The 14,779-nt window shown below is 67.7% G+C and carries 11 protein-coding genes and 1 pseudogene; 6 read left to right on the top strand and 6 right to left on the bottom strand.

What is annotated here, in order from left to right; all coding sequences use genetic code 11:
- Positions 1–34: 34 nt before the first annotated feature.
- Positions 35–823 (bottom strand): SDR family oxidoreductase, encoded by a 789-nt coding sequence (locus JMF86_RS30315; RefSeq protein ID WP_054928555.1) that lies wholly within the window; start codon positions 821–823, stop codon positions 35–37.
- A gap of 231 nt (positions 824–1,054) precedes the next feature.
- Here JMF86_RS30315 and JMF86_RS30310 point away from each other — a divergent pair, with 231 nt between their 5' ends.
- Entirely contained in the window at positions 1,055–1,993 is a 939-nt protein-coding gene (locus JMF86_RS30310) for a LysR family transcriptional regulator (protein WP_054928554.1), read from the top strand.
- A 106-nt stretch (positions 1,994–2,099) separates the two neighbouring features.
- On the opposite strand, the gene JMF86_RS30305 is transcribed toward JMF86_RS30310, so the two are convergent.
- Both JMF86_RS30305 and JMF86_RS30300 read right to left on the bottom strand, forming a co-directional pair.
- Positions 2,100–2,516 carry an SRPBCC family protein gene (locus JMF86_RS30305; protein ID WP_011549251.1) on the bottom strand — a complete coding sequence of 139 codons (417 nt, stop codon included), beginning with the start codon at positions 2,514–2,516 and terminating at the stop codon, positions 2,100–2,102.
- Positions 2,517–2,533: 17 nt separating this feature from the next.
- The gene (locus tag JMF86_RS30300; protein WP_054928553.1) at positions 2,534–3,553 is read right to left on the bottom strand and encodes an aldo/keto reductase; all 1,020 of its coding nucleotides are present in this window, start codon (positions 3,551–3,553) and stop codon (positions 2,534–2,536) included.
- Between the two features lie 334 nt (positions 3,554–3,887).
- Between JMF86_RS30300 and JMF86_RS30295 the strand changes: the two genes are divergently transcribed.
- The 4 genes from JMF86_RS30295 to JMF86_RS30280 all read left to right on the top strand — a co-directional run bounded on the left by JMF86_RS30295 (position 3,888) and on the right by JMF86_RS30280 (position 10,301).
- Complete coding sequence (locus tag JMF86_RS30295; RefSeq protein WP_054928552.1) at positions 3,888–4,229, top strand: DUF4148 domain-containing protein; 342 nt, start codon at positions 3,888–3,890, stop codon at positions 4,227–4,229.
- 311 nt (positions 4,230–4,540) lie between these two features.
- Entirely contained in the window at positions 4,541–5,722 is a 1,182-nt protein-coding gene (locus tag JMF86_RS30290) for an efflux RND transporter periplasmic adaptor subunit (protein ID WP_236593039.1), read from the top strand.
- Positions 5,719–8,910: an efflux RND transporter permease subunit gene (locus tag JMF86_RS30285; protein ID WP_201317253.1), complete on the top strand. Its 3,192-nt coding sequence runs from the start codon at positions 5,719–5,721 to the stop codon at positions 8,908–8,910. Before JMF86_RS30290 ends, JMF86_RS30285 begins: the two co-directional genes overlap by 4 nt.
- Positions 8,907–10,301: an efflux transporter outer membrane subunit gene (locus JMF86_RS30280; protein WP_201317252.1), complete on the top strand. Its 1,395-nt coding sequence runs from the start codon at positions 8,907–8,909 to the stop codon at positions 10,299–10,301. The genes JMF86_RS30285 and JMF86_RS30280 overlap by 4 nt, the downstream gene beginning before the upstream one ends.
- A gap of 104 nt (positions 10,302–10,405) precedes the next feature.
- On the opposite strand, the gene JMF86_RS30275 is transcribed toward JMF86_RS30280, so the two are convergent.
- From JMF86_RS30275 to ampC, 3 genes are all read right to left on the bottom strand, one after another.
- Positions 10,406–11,308 (bottom strand): LysR substrate-binding domain-containing protein, encoded by a 903-nt coding sequence (locus tag JMF86_RS30275; protein WP_054928548.1) that lies wholly within the window; start codon positions 11,306–11,308, stop codon positions 10,406–10,408.
- Between the two features lie 208 nt (positions 11,309–11,516).
- A complete protein-coding gene (locus JMF86_RS30270) occupies positions 11,517–12,428 on the bottom strand; it encodes an NAD-dependent epimerase/dehydratase family protein (RefSeq protein WP_054928547.1) in 912 nt (303 codons plus the stop codon).
- A gap of 343 nt (positions 12,429–12,771) precedes the next feature.
- A complete protein-coding gene (gene ampC, locus JMF86_RS30265; protein ID WP_200161155.1) occupies positions 12,772–13,941 on the bottom strand; it encodes a class C beta-lactamase in 1,170 nt (389 codons plus the stop codon).
- A gap of 611 nt (positions 13,942–14,552) precedes the next feature.
- Between ampC and JMF86_RS30260 the strand changes: the two are divergent.
- A pseudogene (locus JMF86_RS30260) lies at positions 14,553–14,779 on the top strand (hypothetical protein); the annotation flags it as partial.

Genomic DNA, 14,779 nt, shown 5'->3' with positions numbered 1-14,779 from the left:
GCGGCCCGGGCATCCCGCGACGACCGCGCGGGTATCAGAACGTGCCCGGATACGCGCCGCCGTCGAGCAGCACGTTCTGTCCGGTCAGATAGCCCGCGTGCGCACTGCACAGGAAGGCGCAGACCGCGCCGAATTCGTCGGCCGTGCCGAAACGCCCGGCCGGCACGTTGCGGCGCTTCGCTTCGCGGGTCGCTTCGTAGTCCGTGCCTTCCGCCCGAGCCGACGCTTCGGTCGCCTTCTTCAGACGGTCGGTATCGAACAGCCCCGGCAGCAGGTTGTTGATCGTCACGTTACGCGCCGCGATACGCTTCTGCCGCGCGATGCCCGCGATGAAACCGGTCAGCCCCGTGCGTGCGCCGTTCGACAGGCCGAGCACATCGATCGGCGCTTTCACGGCGCTCGACGTGATGTTGACGATGCGCCCGAAGCCGCGCTCGGTCATCCCGTCGACGGTCGCCTTGATCAGCTCGATCGCGGTCAGCATGTTCGCGTCGAGCGCGGCGATCCAGTCGTCGCGCGTCCATTCGCGGAAGTCGCCCGGCAGTGGGCCGCCCGCATTGTTCACGAGGATGTCGATGTGCGGCGCGGCCGCGAGCGCCGCCGCGCGACCCGCGCCCGTCGTGATGTCACCGGCCACCGCCACCACCGTGACGGCCGGGTTCAGCGCGCGCAATTCGCGGGCGGCCGCCTCGAGCGCGTCACTGCCGCGCGCGGTGATCACGGCGTTCACGCCCTCGGCGACGAGCGCCTGCGCGCAACCCTTGCCCAGCCCCTTGCTGGCCGCGCAGACCAGCGCCCAGCGGCCTTCGATGTTCAGATCCATACGTGCTTCGCTCCTGACGTCCGACGCGGGTCGCCCAGGCGCGACCACAATCGACACGGCAATAAGTTCAAGTTATAGTGAGTGCGCCCGTTTTCCGCCGCACGCCGGCGGCCTTCCGGTTCACACATCCAAAAAACGGCTTGATAAAAGGCTCGACGGGCCAGCATAAAGAATCGCCGCCATCGCGACAATCGACGGGATGTGATACCGGTATAACTTTTCGTCACACCCATGACCCCGCCGCTTCACTCGATCATTTCCCGCCTTCACCTGAAGCAGCTGCGCCTGCTGATCGCCCTCGCCGACCAGGGCTCGCTGCTGAAGGCCGCGCAGCAGGTTGCGCTCACGCAGCCGGGTGCGAGCAAGGCGCTGCAGGAGATCGAGACGACCTTCGGCACACCGCTGTTCAATCGCACCAACCGCGGGCTCGAACCGACCGAGGTCGGCGATTGCGTGATCCGCTACGCGCGGCTGATTCATACGGATCTCGCGCATCTGCGCGAGGAAATCGTCGGCATCCTGCGCGGGCATGGCGGACGCGTGAGCGTCGGCGTGATCATGGGCGCGGTGCCGCGGCTGACCGATGCGATCTCGACGCTCGTCGCGCGCCATCCGGAGATGTCCGTCGAGATCGTCGAGGACACCAGCGAGGCGCTGCTGAGCGAGATCGACGCGGGCCGGCTCGACCTCGCGATCTGCCGCACGACGATCAGCCGCACGCCGCAGCTCTACGACAGCGTGAAACTGCAGGACGAGACGCTCGCGGTGGTCGCGAACGTGCGGCATCCGCTCAAGGGCGCGAAGAAGCTCGCGTTGCGCGACCTCGCCGAATACCGATGGGTCGTGTATCGCGCGAACATGCCGATGCGGCTGCTGCTCGAGCGCGAATTCCTCGAAGCCGACCTTCGCTTTCCTCCGCACCTGCTCGAAACGACGTCGGCGTTCGCGACGCTCGCGCTGCTGCAGGGCAATCCGTCGTTCGTCGCGCTGGTGTCGATCGACGTCGCCGAATTCTTCGCGCGGCACGACATGACGCGCATCCTGCCGCTCAGGATCGGTTCGCGCAGCGAGCCGTACGAGCTCGTCACCCGCAAGGGAGCGCCGATTTCGCCCGGCGCGCGGCTGCTGATCGACGAACTGCACGCCGATGGCGGCGGCCAGCCGGCGTAAAACCGCGCTGACGCGCCAACGCCTTCGCAGCGGGTCGAAACCCGCGGCGAAGGCGTGGCCGGAGCCGGAAAGCCCGACTCCCATCGCACGATGCGACGTGCCGCCGTTAAGCCGCCGCGAAGCGCTTCGCCAGTTCCGCGAGGCCGTCTTCGTAAATCCCGCGGAACAGCCGGACGGTTTCGTCGTCGGTCGCGCCGTGCGGCGTGAACGTGCCCGACCACTCGACCTTCGATGCGTTCGGGCCGTTCTCGCGCACGCGCAGCGTGGAGCGATAGTTCACGACCGGGAACGGTGCTTCGAGAATCGCGTACGTATAGCTGCGTTCCGCTTCGTCGAACGCGACCAGCCGCTCGACGATCGCGTCGCCCGCCGGGTTCGCGAGACGCCGCACGCGCCCGCCTTCGCTCAGTTCGCTGGCCGGAATGTACGACAGCCAGTCGGGCAGTGCGCCGAAGCCGCCGATCAGTTGCCAGACCGTGTCGGCCGAAGCCGCGATCTCGATACCTGCATGGGCCTGTGCCATGTCATCACCTTTCAGGATCAACGATCGGTCGGCAGCGGCGCATTGGCCGCAATCAGACCTTGTTCACGCATGTCGCGCCAGAAGTCGGCCGGAATCGCCACGTTCAGCGCCGCCTGGTCTTCCGTGATCCGCTCCGGACGGCTCGCGCCCGGAATCACCGCGACGGTGGCCGGATGCGACATCGAAAACTGCAGCGCGGCGGCCTTGATCGGCACGTCGTAGCGCGCGGCGATCGCCTTGATCCGGTCGACCTTCGCGAGAATTTCCGGCGACGCCTTCTGGTATTCGAAGTGCGTGCCGCCCGCGAGCACGCCCGAGCTGTACGGGCCGCCGACGACGATCCCGACGTTCTGCGCGGCCGCCGCCGGCATCACGCGCTGCAGCGCGCGTTCGTGATCGAGCAGCGTGTAGCGGCCGGCCAGCAGCATGCCGTCGGGTTGCGGTTCGGCGAGGTCGAGCACCAGTTCGATCGGTTCGACGCGGTTCACACCGAGGCCCCATGCGTTGATCACGCCTTCCTCGCGCAACTTGCTCAGTACGCGAAACGCGCCCTTGCGCGCCACTTCGAATTGCGCGAGCCATTCGTCGCCGTAGAAATCCTGCGCGATGTCGTGCACCCACACGATATCGAGGCGGTCGGTGCGCAGGCGCTTCAGGCTGTCCTCGATCGAGCGCAGTGTCGCGTCGGCCGTGTAGTCGTTGACGATGCGGTTCGGCCGGCCGTGTTCGAACAGGCCGCCCTTTTCGCCGAGATCGCGCGCCGACACGTCCTCGATTTCGTCGAGGATCACGCGGCCGACCTTCGTGCTCAGCACGTATTCGTCACGCGGATGGTGCGCCAGCGCGTCGCCGAGGCGGATTTCCGCGAGGCCTGCGCCGTAGAACGGGGCCGAGTCGAAATAACGGATGCCGTGTTGCCATGCCGCTTCAACGGTGGCCGCGGCTTCCGCGTCGGGGATGTTGCGGAACATGTTGCCGAGGGGCGCCGTACCGAAACCGAGGATCTTGTTGCCGGGCAGCTTGTCTTTGAGACTCATGATTTTCTCCAGGGAGTAAAGGAAAGCGAGTTCAGTCTAGGGAGACGGGTTAAGTCTGTCCAAGACGGAATTCGACACACTTGAGTCCCGCTAGGTCTGATACGGGGATTTGCGGCCTGTTTCGATCACCGGCTCCGGCGCCCTGTTCGGCCGAGACGCCCGGCCGGCAAGGCTACCGACCGAATCCACGTTCGATTCGTGACGCAGGATCAAAAATGATTTGGCGCGGCGGCCGTTTTTCCCGGATGCCGGCGTACCTATATTGACTGCACTCGCAACGACATCGACGTGGTCGACGGTGGTTGCGGCTCACTCAACCAGACAGGTACCCACGATGAAAACGCTCGTTTCTTCCACCCTTGCCGCACTGATCCTTTCCGCACCGGCGCTGTCGTTCGCGCAACAAGCCGACCATCAGCTGACCCGCGCCGAAGTGAAGGCCGAGATGGCCCGTCTCGCGGCCGTCGGCTACACCCCCGCGCTGGATCACAACCAGTACCCGGCCGCGATCCTCGCCGCCGAACAGCGTGTGCGTGAAAACACCGTCGCGCAATCCGCCCCGAACGCCGCCCCGACCGCGGACAACACCGGTTACGGCAGCGAAGCCCGCACGACCGGCGAATCCGGCCGTGCGATGATGATCAACGGCCGCAACTCGATCTATCGCGGTCATTGAGTCGCGTCGGCGTGCAAGCGAGCACGCCTTTCGATACGCGCAACCGCTCGTCCATCCCCTCCGCATGGCCGGCCCGAATCGCCTGAACAGGCATTCGGGCCGCGCGTCGTCGCTGCCCTTGCACTCCGTCGCCCTGCTTCGCGAAACCGGCTCGCCCGTGGCCGCCGCAGGCAGCGATTCGTGACTGCGCAGTACAAGTTCTTATGCCGCTTCATCCGTTTATCCGGCGCGCGCCGCGCACGATACTTCGCACCGTCAGGCGCCACGCGCCCCACTCGACATCTCGTACGCATATGAACCGATATCCAGGATTGAAGCGCATCGCGCGATCGGCCGCGCTGGCCGCCGTTCCGCTGGCCGCGCTCTTCGCGTTGTCCGGCTGCCAGTCGGACGACAAGGCTCCGGCCGCGACGCCGAGCGTGATCGTCAGCGCGCCCGTCGCGCGCGACGTCAACGACGTCGACGTCTACACCGGCCGCTTCGAGGCGGTCGACACCGTCGACGTGCGCCCGCGCGTGAGCGGCTATCTCGACAAGGTCGCGTTCCAGGACGGCGCGACCGTCCGCAAGGGCGACCTGCTGTTCGTCATCGACCCGCGCCCGTACCAGGCGGCCGTCACCGCCGCGCAGGGCGCGCTCGAACGTGCGCAGTCGCAGCTGAAGCTGAGCCGGCAGGATTTCGAGCGCGCGAGCATCCTGATCAAGACCGACACGATCGCGCAGAGCCTCTACGACCAGCGCAGGCAGGCGGTGCAAAGCGCGCAGGCCGAGGTGACCAGCGCGCAAGGCGCACTCGAACGCGCGCGGCTCGACCTGTCGTTCACGCGCATCGTCGCGCCGATGTCCGGCCGCATCAGCCGCAAACTCGTGAGCGAGGGCAATCTCGTGAAAGGCGGCGACAGCGACGCGACCGTGCTGACGACGATCGTGTCGCAGGACCCGATCGACATCTACTTCGACGTCGACGAGGAAAGCTACCTGCGCTATACGCGCGAAGCACGGAAAAGCGGCGGCAACGCGTCGTCGCGGCAGGTCGCGATCGCGCTGCCGGGCGACGCGCAGCCGTCGCTCACGGGGACGATGGATTTCGTCGACAACCGCCTCGACGACTCGACCGGCACGCTGCGCCAGCGTGCGCGCGTCGCGAATCCGGACCGGCGCCTGAGCCCCGGCCAGTTCGGCCGCGTGTATCTGTCGAGCCGCGTCGCGCACCCTGCGCTGCTCGTGCCGGATGCGGCGGTCGCGACCGATGCGACGCGCCGCGTGCTGTACTTCGTCGACGCGAACGGCACCGTCGCGATCCGCCCGGTGACGCCCGGCCGCCTGTACGGCAACCTGCGCGAGATCGACGCGGGGCTGAACGCGGGCGATACCGTGATCGTCGACGGCTTCCAGCGCGTGCAGGCCGGCGACAAGGTCAAGGCCGTGCCGCGCGCGATCGAAGCGGCCGCGGTGGCCCGCGCGGCGAGCGGCACGACCGGGAGCGCGCAATGAACCTCGGCCGCCTGTCCGTCCAGCAGCCGGTGCTCGCGATCGTCCTGTCGATCGTGCTGACGATCGCCGGCGCGCTGGCCTATTTCTCGCTCGCGGTATCCGAGTATCCGGACATCGCGCCGCCGACCGTCGTGATCCAGGCGACCTATCCGGGCGCCTCCGCGGAAACGGTCTCGCAAACGGTGTCGACGCCGATCGAACTGGAAGTGAACGGCGTGGAAGACATGCTGTACATGTACAGCCAGGCGACGTCCGACGGCAGCCTGAACATCACCGTGACGTTCAAGCCCGGCACCGACGTCGACAAGGCGCAGGTGCTCGTGCAGAACCGCGTCGCGCTCGCAACGCCGCGCCTGCCCGAGCCCGTGCAGCGCAGCGGCGTGTCGGTACGCAAGTCGTCGCCGACGCAGCTCGGCACGATCTTCCTGTACTCGCCGGACCAGCGCTACGATCCGCTGTACGTATCGAACTATGCGATCCGCAACGTCGCGGACGTGCTCAAGCGAATCGAAGGCGTAGGCGACATCAACGCGCTCGGCGCGCGCGAATACTCGATGCGCATCTGGCTCGACCCCGAGCGCGTCGCGTCGTTCGGCCTGAGCCCGGCCGACCTGATCGCCGCGGTACGTTCGCAGAACACGCAGCTCGCGGGCGGCGTGGTCGCGCAGGCGCCGATCACGAACCAGGCGTTCCAGCCGAACCTGATCTTCGAGGGGCGGCTCAAGCGCCCCGAGGACTTCAGCGACATCGTCGTCAAGCAGGGCAAGGACGGCAGGCTCGTACGGCTGAAGGACGTGGCTCGCGTCGAAGTCGGCGCGCTCGCGTATGCGACCGACAGCTACATGCTGCGCCATCCGACGATCGCGCTGCAGGTGCTGCAGCAGCCCGGCGCGAATGCGGTCGCGACGATGGCCGCGGTCGAGAAGAAGATGGCCGAACTGTCCCGCGACTTCCCGAAGGGCATCGTCTACAACATCGGCTACAACCCGACCGCGTTCATCGGCGACAGCATCCACGAACTCGTCAAGACGATCTACGAAGCCGTCGTGCTCGTCGTGTTCGTCGTGCTGCTGTTCCTGCAGGGCTGGCGGCCGTCGATCATCCCGATCCTGTCGATTCCGGTGTCGCTCGTCGGCACGTTCGCGGCGATGGCCGTGCTCGGCTATTCGATCAACAACCTGACGCTGTTCGGCCTCGTGCTCGCGGTGGGGATCGTCGTCGACAACGCGATCGTCGTGGTCGAGAACGTCGAGCGGCACCTGGCGGCCGGCGCCGGGCCACGCGACGCGACGCTGCTGACGATGAAGGAAGTCGGCGGCGCGCTGTTCGCGATCACGCTCGTGCTGTGTGCGGTGTTCGTGCCGACCTCGTTCATTCCCGGCATCTCGGGCCAGTTCTTCCGCCAGTTCGGCGTGACGATCGCCGTGTCGACCGCGATCTCGTTCTTCACGTCGGTGACGCTCGCGCCCGCGCTGTCGGCGATGATGCTGAAAGCGCACGCGGGCGACCATGACGCACCCGCGCCGACATCACGCATCGCCACGCTGTTCGCGCCGGCGCTGCGCGTCGCGCGACGCTTCTCGAACGCGTTCAACCGCCTGTTCCAGCGCCTGTCCGATGCGTATGGCCGGCTGGTCCGGAAAGTCGTCCGGATCATCCCCGCCATGACCGCACTGTACGTGGTACTGATCGCCGCGACCGGCTACCTGCTCGTATCGAGCCCGAAGGGCTTCATTCCCGCGCAGGATCGCGGCTACCTCGTCGTGCTCGTGCGGATGCCCGACGGCGCGACGCTCGAACGCACCAGCGCGGTCGCCCGCAAGATCGAGGACATCGCGCTGTCGGTGCCCGGGGTCGCGCGCGTACCGGTGTTCTCCGGCGTCAACGCGGCGACCGGCACGAACTCGGCGAACAGCGCCGGCCTGTTCCCGGTGTTCCAGCCCTGGCCGGAACGCAAGGCGCGCGGCCTGACGATCGATACGATCGCCGCCGAGATGCGCAAGCGGCTCGCGACCATCACCGAAGCGTCGATCGTGGTCGCGATGCCGCCGCCGGTGCAGGGCCTCGGCAGCACGGGCGGCTTCGCGATGCGGCTCGAAGACCGCAACGGCCTCGGCACCGCCGCGCTCGCGAAGGCCACGCAGGATCTCGTCGCGGCCGCGAACCGCACGCCCGGCATGGTCGGCGTCTACACGCCCTACTCCGCGACGAGCCCGCAGGTGCACGTCGAACTCGACCGCGAGAAGGCCGAGATGCTCGGCGTGCCGAGCCAGGCGATCAACGATGCGGTCGAGACGTATTTCGGTTCGACCTATATCAACGACTTCAACATCGTCGGGCGCACCTATCGCGTGACCGCGCAGGCGGACCTGCCGTTCCGCGTCGGCGCGTCGGATCTCGCGCGGCTGAAGGTGCGCAACCGCGACGGCGAGATGGTGCCGATCGGCAGCGTGACGCGCATCGACGACATGCTCGGCGTCGATCGCGCACCGCGCTACAACCTGTATCCGGCCACCGAAATCAACGGCGATACCGCGCCGGGCCTCGGCTCGGGCTTTGCAATCAAGACGATGGAGACGCTGGCGAAGCAGGTGCTGCCGCCCGGCATTTCGTTCGAGTGGACCGATCTGTCGTATCAGCAGACCACGGCCGGCAACACGGGGCTGCTCGTGTTCCCGCTGTGCGTGCTGCTCGTCTACCTGGTGCTCGCCGCGCAGTACGGCAGCTGGAGCCTGCCCGTCTCGATCCTGCTGATCGTGCCGATGTGCCTGCTGGCCGCCTCGCTCGGCGTACGCGCGCTCGGCCAGGACGTGAACATCCTCACGCAGATCGGCTTCATCGTGCTGGTCGGGCTCGCCGCGAAAAACGCGATCCTGATCGTCGAGGTTGCCAGGCAGCTGGAGGCCGACGGCACCGAGCTCGTCGAGGCCGTCGTCGAGGCATGCGTGCAGCGGCTGCGCCCGATCGTGATGACGTCGCTCGCGTTCATCCTCGGCGTGCTGCCGCTCGTGATCTCCGAAGGCGCGGGCGCGGAAATGCGCCAGGCCGTCGGCGCGGCGGTGTTCTTTGGGATGATCGGCGTGACGTTCTTCGGGCTGCTGTTTACGCCCGTGTTCTATGTGATGGTTCGCCGGCTCGCGATGCGCAAGACCGCTATCGCAGCCGTCGCGACGGAGGCTGTGCAATGAAGTTCGTTCGACTCGTGGCCGCGCTGTCCGCGGCGGCCGTCCTGACCGCGTGCACGAGCGCGCCGGTCGCCACCGTCACCCCGCCGCCGCTGGCCGCGACCTATGCGAACGCGGATCTCGCGGCCGGCGGCCCGGCCGCCGATACCGGTGCGTGGTGGCATGGCTTCCACGACCCGATCCTCGACCGGCTGGTCGACACCGCGCTCGCGAACAACCTCGACCTGCAGGCGGCCGTCGCACGCATCGACGCGGCCCGCGCGGTGCGGATCGGCGCGGCGTCGCAATGGTTCCCGTCCGTCGACCTGAATGCCGGTGCCGGCCGTCAACGGCTGTCCGCATCGCAGGCGTTCCCGACCGATACGCCGACGACCGGCAACGCGTTCGACCTGAATGCGAACCTCGCATGGGAGATCGACATCTTCGGCCGCATCCGCCAGGGTGTGTCGGCAGCCGACGCGGATATCGCATCCGCGCAAAACGATGCGGCGGCCGTGCGGATCGCGACGATCGACGAAACGGTACGCACCTACGTGACGGTGCGCGGCCTCGAACAGCGGCTCGCGCTGGTCGAGGCCAACGCGTTGAGCCAGCGCGGCACCGAGGAATCGACACGGCGCCTGTTCGACGCGGGCGTCGTGCCGATCGCCGACGTCGACCGCGCAGCCGCGCAGACGGAAACGACGCTGGCCGAGCTGCCCGCGCTGCAACTGCAGCGGCAGGCCGCGATCCACCGGCTGTCGATCATCACCGCATCGACGCCGCAGGACATCTATGCGCGGCTCGACCCGCCCGCGCCCGAGCCGGTGTGGACCGCCGGCGCGCCGGGCATCGGCACGCCGGCCGACCTGCTGCGCCGGCGGCCCGACGTGCGCGCGGCCGAGGCACGCGTCGTCGCGGCCTATGCGCGCATCGGCGTCGCCGAGGCCGACCTGAAGCCGCACCTGCAACTGATCGGGGTGATCGGCGCGGCGATCGACGGTTTCTCGGGCGCGTCGCTCGCACGTTCGCTCGCGTGGATGGCCGGCGCCGGCGCGAGCGCGCCGCTGTTCGACGGCGGCCGGCGCCGCAGCGTCGTCGCGTTGCGGCGCGCGCAGGCCGACCAGGCGCTCGCCGCCTATCGCACGACCGTGCTGACGGCCGTCGGCGACGTCGAGACATCGGTGGCCGCGACCGCCCGAAATCACGGCCGGACCGAGCGCCTCGAGCGCGCGGTATCGAATGCGCGGGGTGCGTACACGCAGATCAACCGGTCGTGGCGCAGCGGCGAATCGGCGTTCATCGATACGCTGGAAGTGCAGCGTGCGCTGCTCGCGGCCGAGGATTCGCTCGCACAGGCGCGCACCGAGGAAACGCTGAGCCGGGTCAGGCTGATGAGTGCGCTGGGGCAGTAAGCGCGCGGTTCGGGTTCGATCGATGCGCGAAGGGCGACGGGTTCGATGTCATGCGAACCCGTCGCCCTTTTACGTGGCGTGAACCCGTGCGGGCGGCATCGACATCAATCAATGTCGCCGCCTGCCTTCAACTGCGCGCTCACATAGTCGAGAAAGCTGACGATGCGCGACGACAGCGTCGTGTTGCGATAGAACACCGCATGAATCGGCTGGCGGAACTCGAGGGTGTCGTCGACGAGCAGTTCGACGAGGCTGCCATCGCGGCGATGCGTGCCCGTCATGTAGTCGGCGAGGCATACGACGCCCGCGCCATTGAGCGCGAGCGTCAGCAGCGTCTCGCCGCTCGACGCCTGCAACGCCGGATGAATGCGGTACACGCCATCGTCCGCGGTGCGCAGCGGCCAATGGTTCAGCGTTTCCGGCTGCACGAAGCCGAGCAGCGTATGGTTCGCGAGATCGGCGACGCTCGCCGGCACGCCGGCTTTCTCCAGATAGGCCGGGCTCGCCAGAATGCGCAGCCGGCTGCTGCCGAGCCGGCGCGCGTGCAGCGTCGAATCGCGCAGCTCGCCGATCCGGATCGCGACGTCGGTGCGGTGTTCGAGCAGGTCGATGATTTCGTCGCTCGTATGAAGTTCGGCCTCGATCGCCGGATACGCGTCGCGAAAGCCCGGCATCATCGGCGCGATCACATGCTGCATGAACGGCATCGCCGCATTGATCCGCAACCGCCCGGCCGGCGCCTCGCGCTGGCTGACGATCTGTTCCTCGGCGAATTCGACCGACGCGATGATCTCGCGCGCGTAGTCGAGAAAGAGCTTGCCCTCCTCGGTCATTTCGAGGCGGCGTGTCGTGCGGCGGATCAGCGTGGTGTCGAGTTTTTCCTCGAGGCGCCGCAGAATCCGGCTCATCACCGAGGTCGGCTGATGCAGTTTGTCCGCCGCGCCCGTCAATGAACCGGTATCGGCGATGGTCACGAACGCGAGCATCTCGTCGAGGGTCGTCTTCATGGTCGGCAGTCGTCAGCGGTGTCAGGGACCGTCACGATAGTGCCGCCGCGCCGCTTTGATAAGCGGGCTCGCGCGCGAATCATAGTTGATTTCGATTCAATAATGAGCGGAGAATATTGTCGGAATATTCGGACGTGAAACGGGCGGCCGGGCCTGCAAGCACGTGCGGATCGACGCGCGTTTCAGCAGGCAACGCGGTGCGGCAGCGTCAGGCCGCGACGGGCATCTCGTGGCGAATCCAGTCGAGCATCGCGCCGTGCCGCGGCGCCCACCCGAGTTCCCGTCGCGCCCGCAGCGCCTTCACGCGGCTGTTCGAGGCGAGCGAGAAATGCGCGCGCGAGTGACCGAGCACCTCGGCGGCATCGGCGACGTCCCATTCGACGACCGACCGCAAACCGAGCCGCGCGGCGAGCGCGAGACCGATTTCCGCGAACGACGCTTCGCCGTTTTCCGCGAAGTAGAACGCGCCCGGCGGCGCGGCATGGACCGCGTGCAGATAGAGATCGGCGACATCGTCGACGTGCACGTTCGACCAGCGGTTCAGCCCCTTGCCGATCACGCGCACCGCGCCGGCGTCGCGCGCGATGGCCGCGAGCAGCGGCAGTTGCGCGCTGTCGCGACGCAGCCCGAGCCCGTCGCCATAGATCATGCTGTTGCAGATCACGGCCGAGCGGATGCCGAGGGTGGCGGCCGACATCACGAGCCGGTCGATCGCGCGGCGCTCGGCCTTCGCGGGATGGACGATCGGCGTCGTTTCGTCGAACACGATCGCGTCGCCGTGCGCGCCCTGCGCATCGTCCGCGATCACGCTCGTGCCGCTCGTGTGCAGGAACGCCTTGCCCGAGCCGCTCAGCGCCGCGATGATCGTCTCGACGGCCTCGCGGTGATCGCTGTTCGCCGCGTTGACGACGCAATCCGCGTCGCGCGCGAACGCATGCAGCAGCGCCGTATCGTCGAGCGTGCCGACGACCGGCATGATGCCGGCCGCCGCGAGTTTCGCGGCGTTGTCGCCATCGCGCGTCAAACCGGTGACGACGTGCCCGGCCGCGACGAGCCGCGCGGCCACCGATCCGCCGATGTAGCCGGTCGCGCCCGTCACGAATATCCTGCTGCCTTTCATCCGCTGCTCCGGGAAGCGAGGCGGGCCATGCGGCGCACGTCTCGCGAAATGTCGTGCGTCGCAGTATCGACGGCCGGTGCCGTCGGCGGAAGAGGTGAATCGCTAAAACAGTTTTGCGCGCGGCGGGATGATGGGCCGTGTCGGACGAAACCCGCTTCGATGGGCGTGCAGCCGTTCGCGGCGATCTCGCGCCGCCGGCCGCGCGTCGTCGAGCGCGGCCCCGCCCGTGATTCCGCTCCATGCGATGCTCGATCGGTCCGCCTCCGTCGACCGGTATCGCGCTCGCCGCACACCGGCTTGCCCGCCCATCAGGAGCATTTCCCGACGGGTGGGCATGGCGACGTTACCGCCCGTCGCCGAGCGACTGGAGAATCCGGTAGGCGACCTTCACGCGGTCCTCGATCGGCACGTTGCCGTTCGCGAGCATCACGATCCCGATCCGCTTCGCGGGAACGAACGCGACGTACGTGCTGAAGCCGCCGGTCGAGCCCGTCTTGTTGATCCAGGTCGCGGGGTTCGGCGCGAGCGGAGGCTGGATCGCGCTGGCCGGCACCGCGTCGAACAGCATCTTCGGCGCGTTGCCGGCGAGCAGCGTCGGCAATGCGACCGGGTACGGATACTGTTCCCAGATCAAGTCCTGCGTCAGCGGCCCCGCGCGGAAATAGCCGGTGTGCGTGCGCTCGATCGCGCGCTGCAGGCGCGGCGCCGTCTGGATCATCCCCAGGTTCGCCTGCACGAAGCGCAGCAGGTCGGCCGCCGTGGTCCGCACGCCGTACGCCGGCTGCCACAGCATGCCTTGCGACATCCGCACCGGCTTGCCGTCCTTCGTGTAGCCCTGCGCATAGTCGGCCATGCGCGCGGCGGGCACGTCGATGTATGTGTGCGTCATCCCGAGCGCGGGAAAGAGCCGCTGCTCCATCAGCGTCGCGAAATCCTCGTGCATCGCCTTCGCGGTGAGCCAGCCGAGCATGCCGATCGCGACGTTCGAATACTTGCGGTGCGTGCCCGGCGCATACTCGGGCCGCCACGCGTCGAGATAGCGGATCAGGCCCGCATCGTCGCGAATGCTGTCCGGCACCTGCAGCGGCGTCCCGCCGGGCGTGTGCGTGCCGAGCTGAAGCAGCGTGACGACGCCGAACGGCTTGCCCTGCAACTCGGGCAGATATCTGGCCACCGGGTCCGCGAGCGACAGTTCGCCGCCCTCCTGCGCGTCCGCGGCGAGCGTCGCGGTCAGCGTCTTGCTGACCGAGCCGATCTCGAACAGCGTGTCGCCGGTCACCGGCTTGCCGGTCTGCTTCGACATCACGCCGTAGTCGAACACCTGCGGCTTGCCGTCGGCGACGATGCCGATCGCCATGCCGGGGATCGCATACTGATTCATCAACGGCGCGATATGGCGCGTGACGGTGTCGTGGAGGTCGTCCTGCGTGACGGCGGCCGCGCGACCGGCCGTGGCGGTCGCGCATGCGGCGACGAACAGGGTCGCGACGACGCGTGTCGCATTGAATCGCATGAGTGCGGTTCCTTCTATTTCCGATGGTTGCATGGACAACAGATCCGGCCGCGTCGCGCGGAAAAGGCGGCGGCCGTCCTGTCGAAGCAGGACTATCCGCTACCGTCCGATCGCCAACAATCGACGATATGTTGCGCGAGCCGAAAGAAAAACTTATGAGATAGGCGGAATGCGGGACGAGGCAGCCGCCATGCCGGGCCACTCACCCGTTTTCCGCGAAAACCTGTCGGTTTTAACAGCATCGAATCCGGCGACCGAATGGCGCCGCGTCGAAAATCGACGAAAAAGAGATAAGTCTTGTCAGATCCACGGGCGCCGGCCAGCCGCGCGATTGATTCACCCGCACGGATCGAAGTAGACTCGCGGAAGCCAAAAATAAGATCCGACCTGAGAGAATCCATGAATCGCCCTTTTCCGCTCGTCCGCTCCCGAGTCATCGGCTCCCGCGCGCTCGCGTGACGTTCACGCACCGACCGACCTGAACCGGACTACGCGACGCCGCCACGTTTGTTTGCGCGCGTACGCTCGTCGTTTCGCCCTTGAGCCAGAAGAACCGCCAGGGTCCCGCGCGCACCGCCCGCGCACGCCCTGCCCGACCGGAGAGTGAGCCCGTGACCGAAACCTTGGCCGCGTCGGCCTATCGGCCGCGCGATGTCGTCAATGCACCCGACATCAAGGCGGCCATCGCCCGCCGCAGCGCCGCGCGCGGCGATCCGGCCGAGATCCGCGCATGGCTCGGCAATCATTTCTTCCGCTGGGTCGTCGGTGCGTTCGAGCAGGCGCAGCCGCTCGCTTCGCTCGCCGATTACCGCGCGCTCGCCGGCGCCGACCGGCCGGC

The organism is Burkholderia sp. E168m15 (assembly GCF_016586105.1).
Lineage (GTDB): Bacteria > Pseudomonadota > Gammaproteobacteria > Burkholderiales > Burkholderiaceae > Burkholderia > Burkholderia orbicola.
This window is presented reverse-complemented; position numbering and strand designations above follow the sequence as displayed.

Bases quoted from the DNA above. Each gene is read 5' to 3' on its own strand.
- JMF86_RS30315 (WP_054928555.1), bottom strand. From the start codon at position 823: ATGGATCTGAACATCGAAGGCCGCTGGGCGCTGGTCTGCGCGGCCAGC.
- JMF86_RS30310 (WP_054928554.1), top strand. From the start codon at position 1,055: ATGACCCCGCCGCTTCACTCGATCATTTCCCGCCTTCACCTGAAGCAG.
- JMF86_RS30305 (WP_011549251.1), bottom strand. From the start codon at position 2,516: ATGGCACAGGCCCATGCAGGTATCGAGATCGCGGCTTCGGCCGACACG.
- JMF86_RS30300 (WP_054928553.1), bottom strand. From the start codon at position 3,553: ATGAGTCTCAAAGACAAGCTGCCCGGCAACAAGATCCTCGGTTTCGGT.
- JMF86_RS30295 (WP_054928552.1), top strand. From the start codon at position 3,888: ATGAAAACGCTCGTTTCTTCCACCCTTGCCGCACTGATCCTTTCCGCA.
- JMF86_RS30285 (WP_201317253.1), top strand. From the start codon at position 5,719: ATGAACCTCGGCCGCCTGTCCGTCCAGCAGCCGGTGCTCGCGATCGTC.
- JMF86_RS30280 (WP_201317252.1), top strand. From the start codon at position 8,907: ATGAAGTTCGTTCGACTCGTGGCCGCGCTGTCCGCGGCGGCCGTCCTG.
- JMF86_RS30275 (WP_054928548.1), bottom strand. From the start codon at position 11,308: ATGAAGACGACCCTCGACGAGATGCTCGCGTTCGTGACCATCGCCGAT.
- JMF86_RS30270 (WP_054928547.1), bottom strand. From the start codon at position 12,428: ATGAAAGGCAGCAGGATATTCGTGACGGGCGCGACCGGCTACATCGGC.
- ampC (WP_200161155.1), bottom strand. From the start codon at position 13,941: ATGCGATTCAATGCGACACGCGTCGTCGCGACCCTGTTCGTCGCCGCA.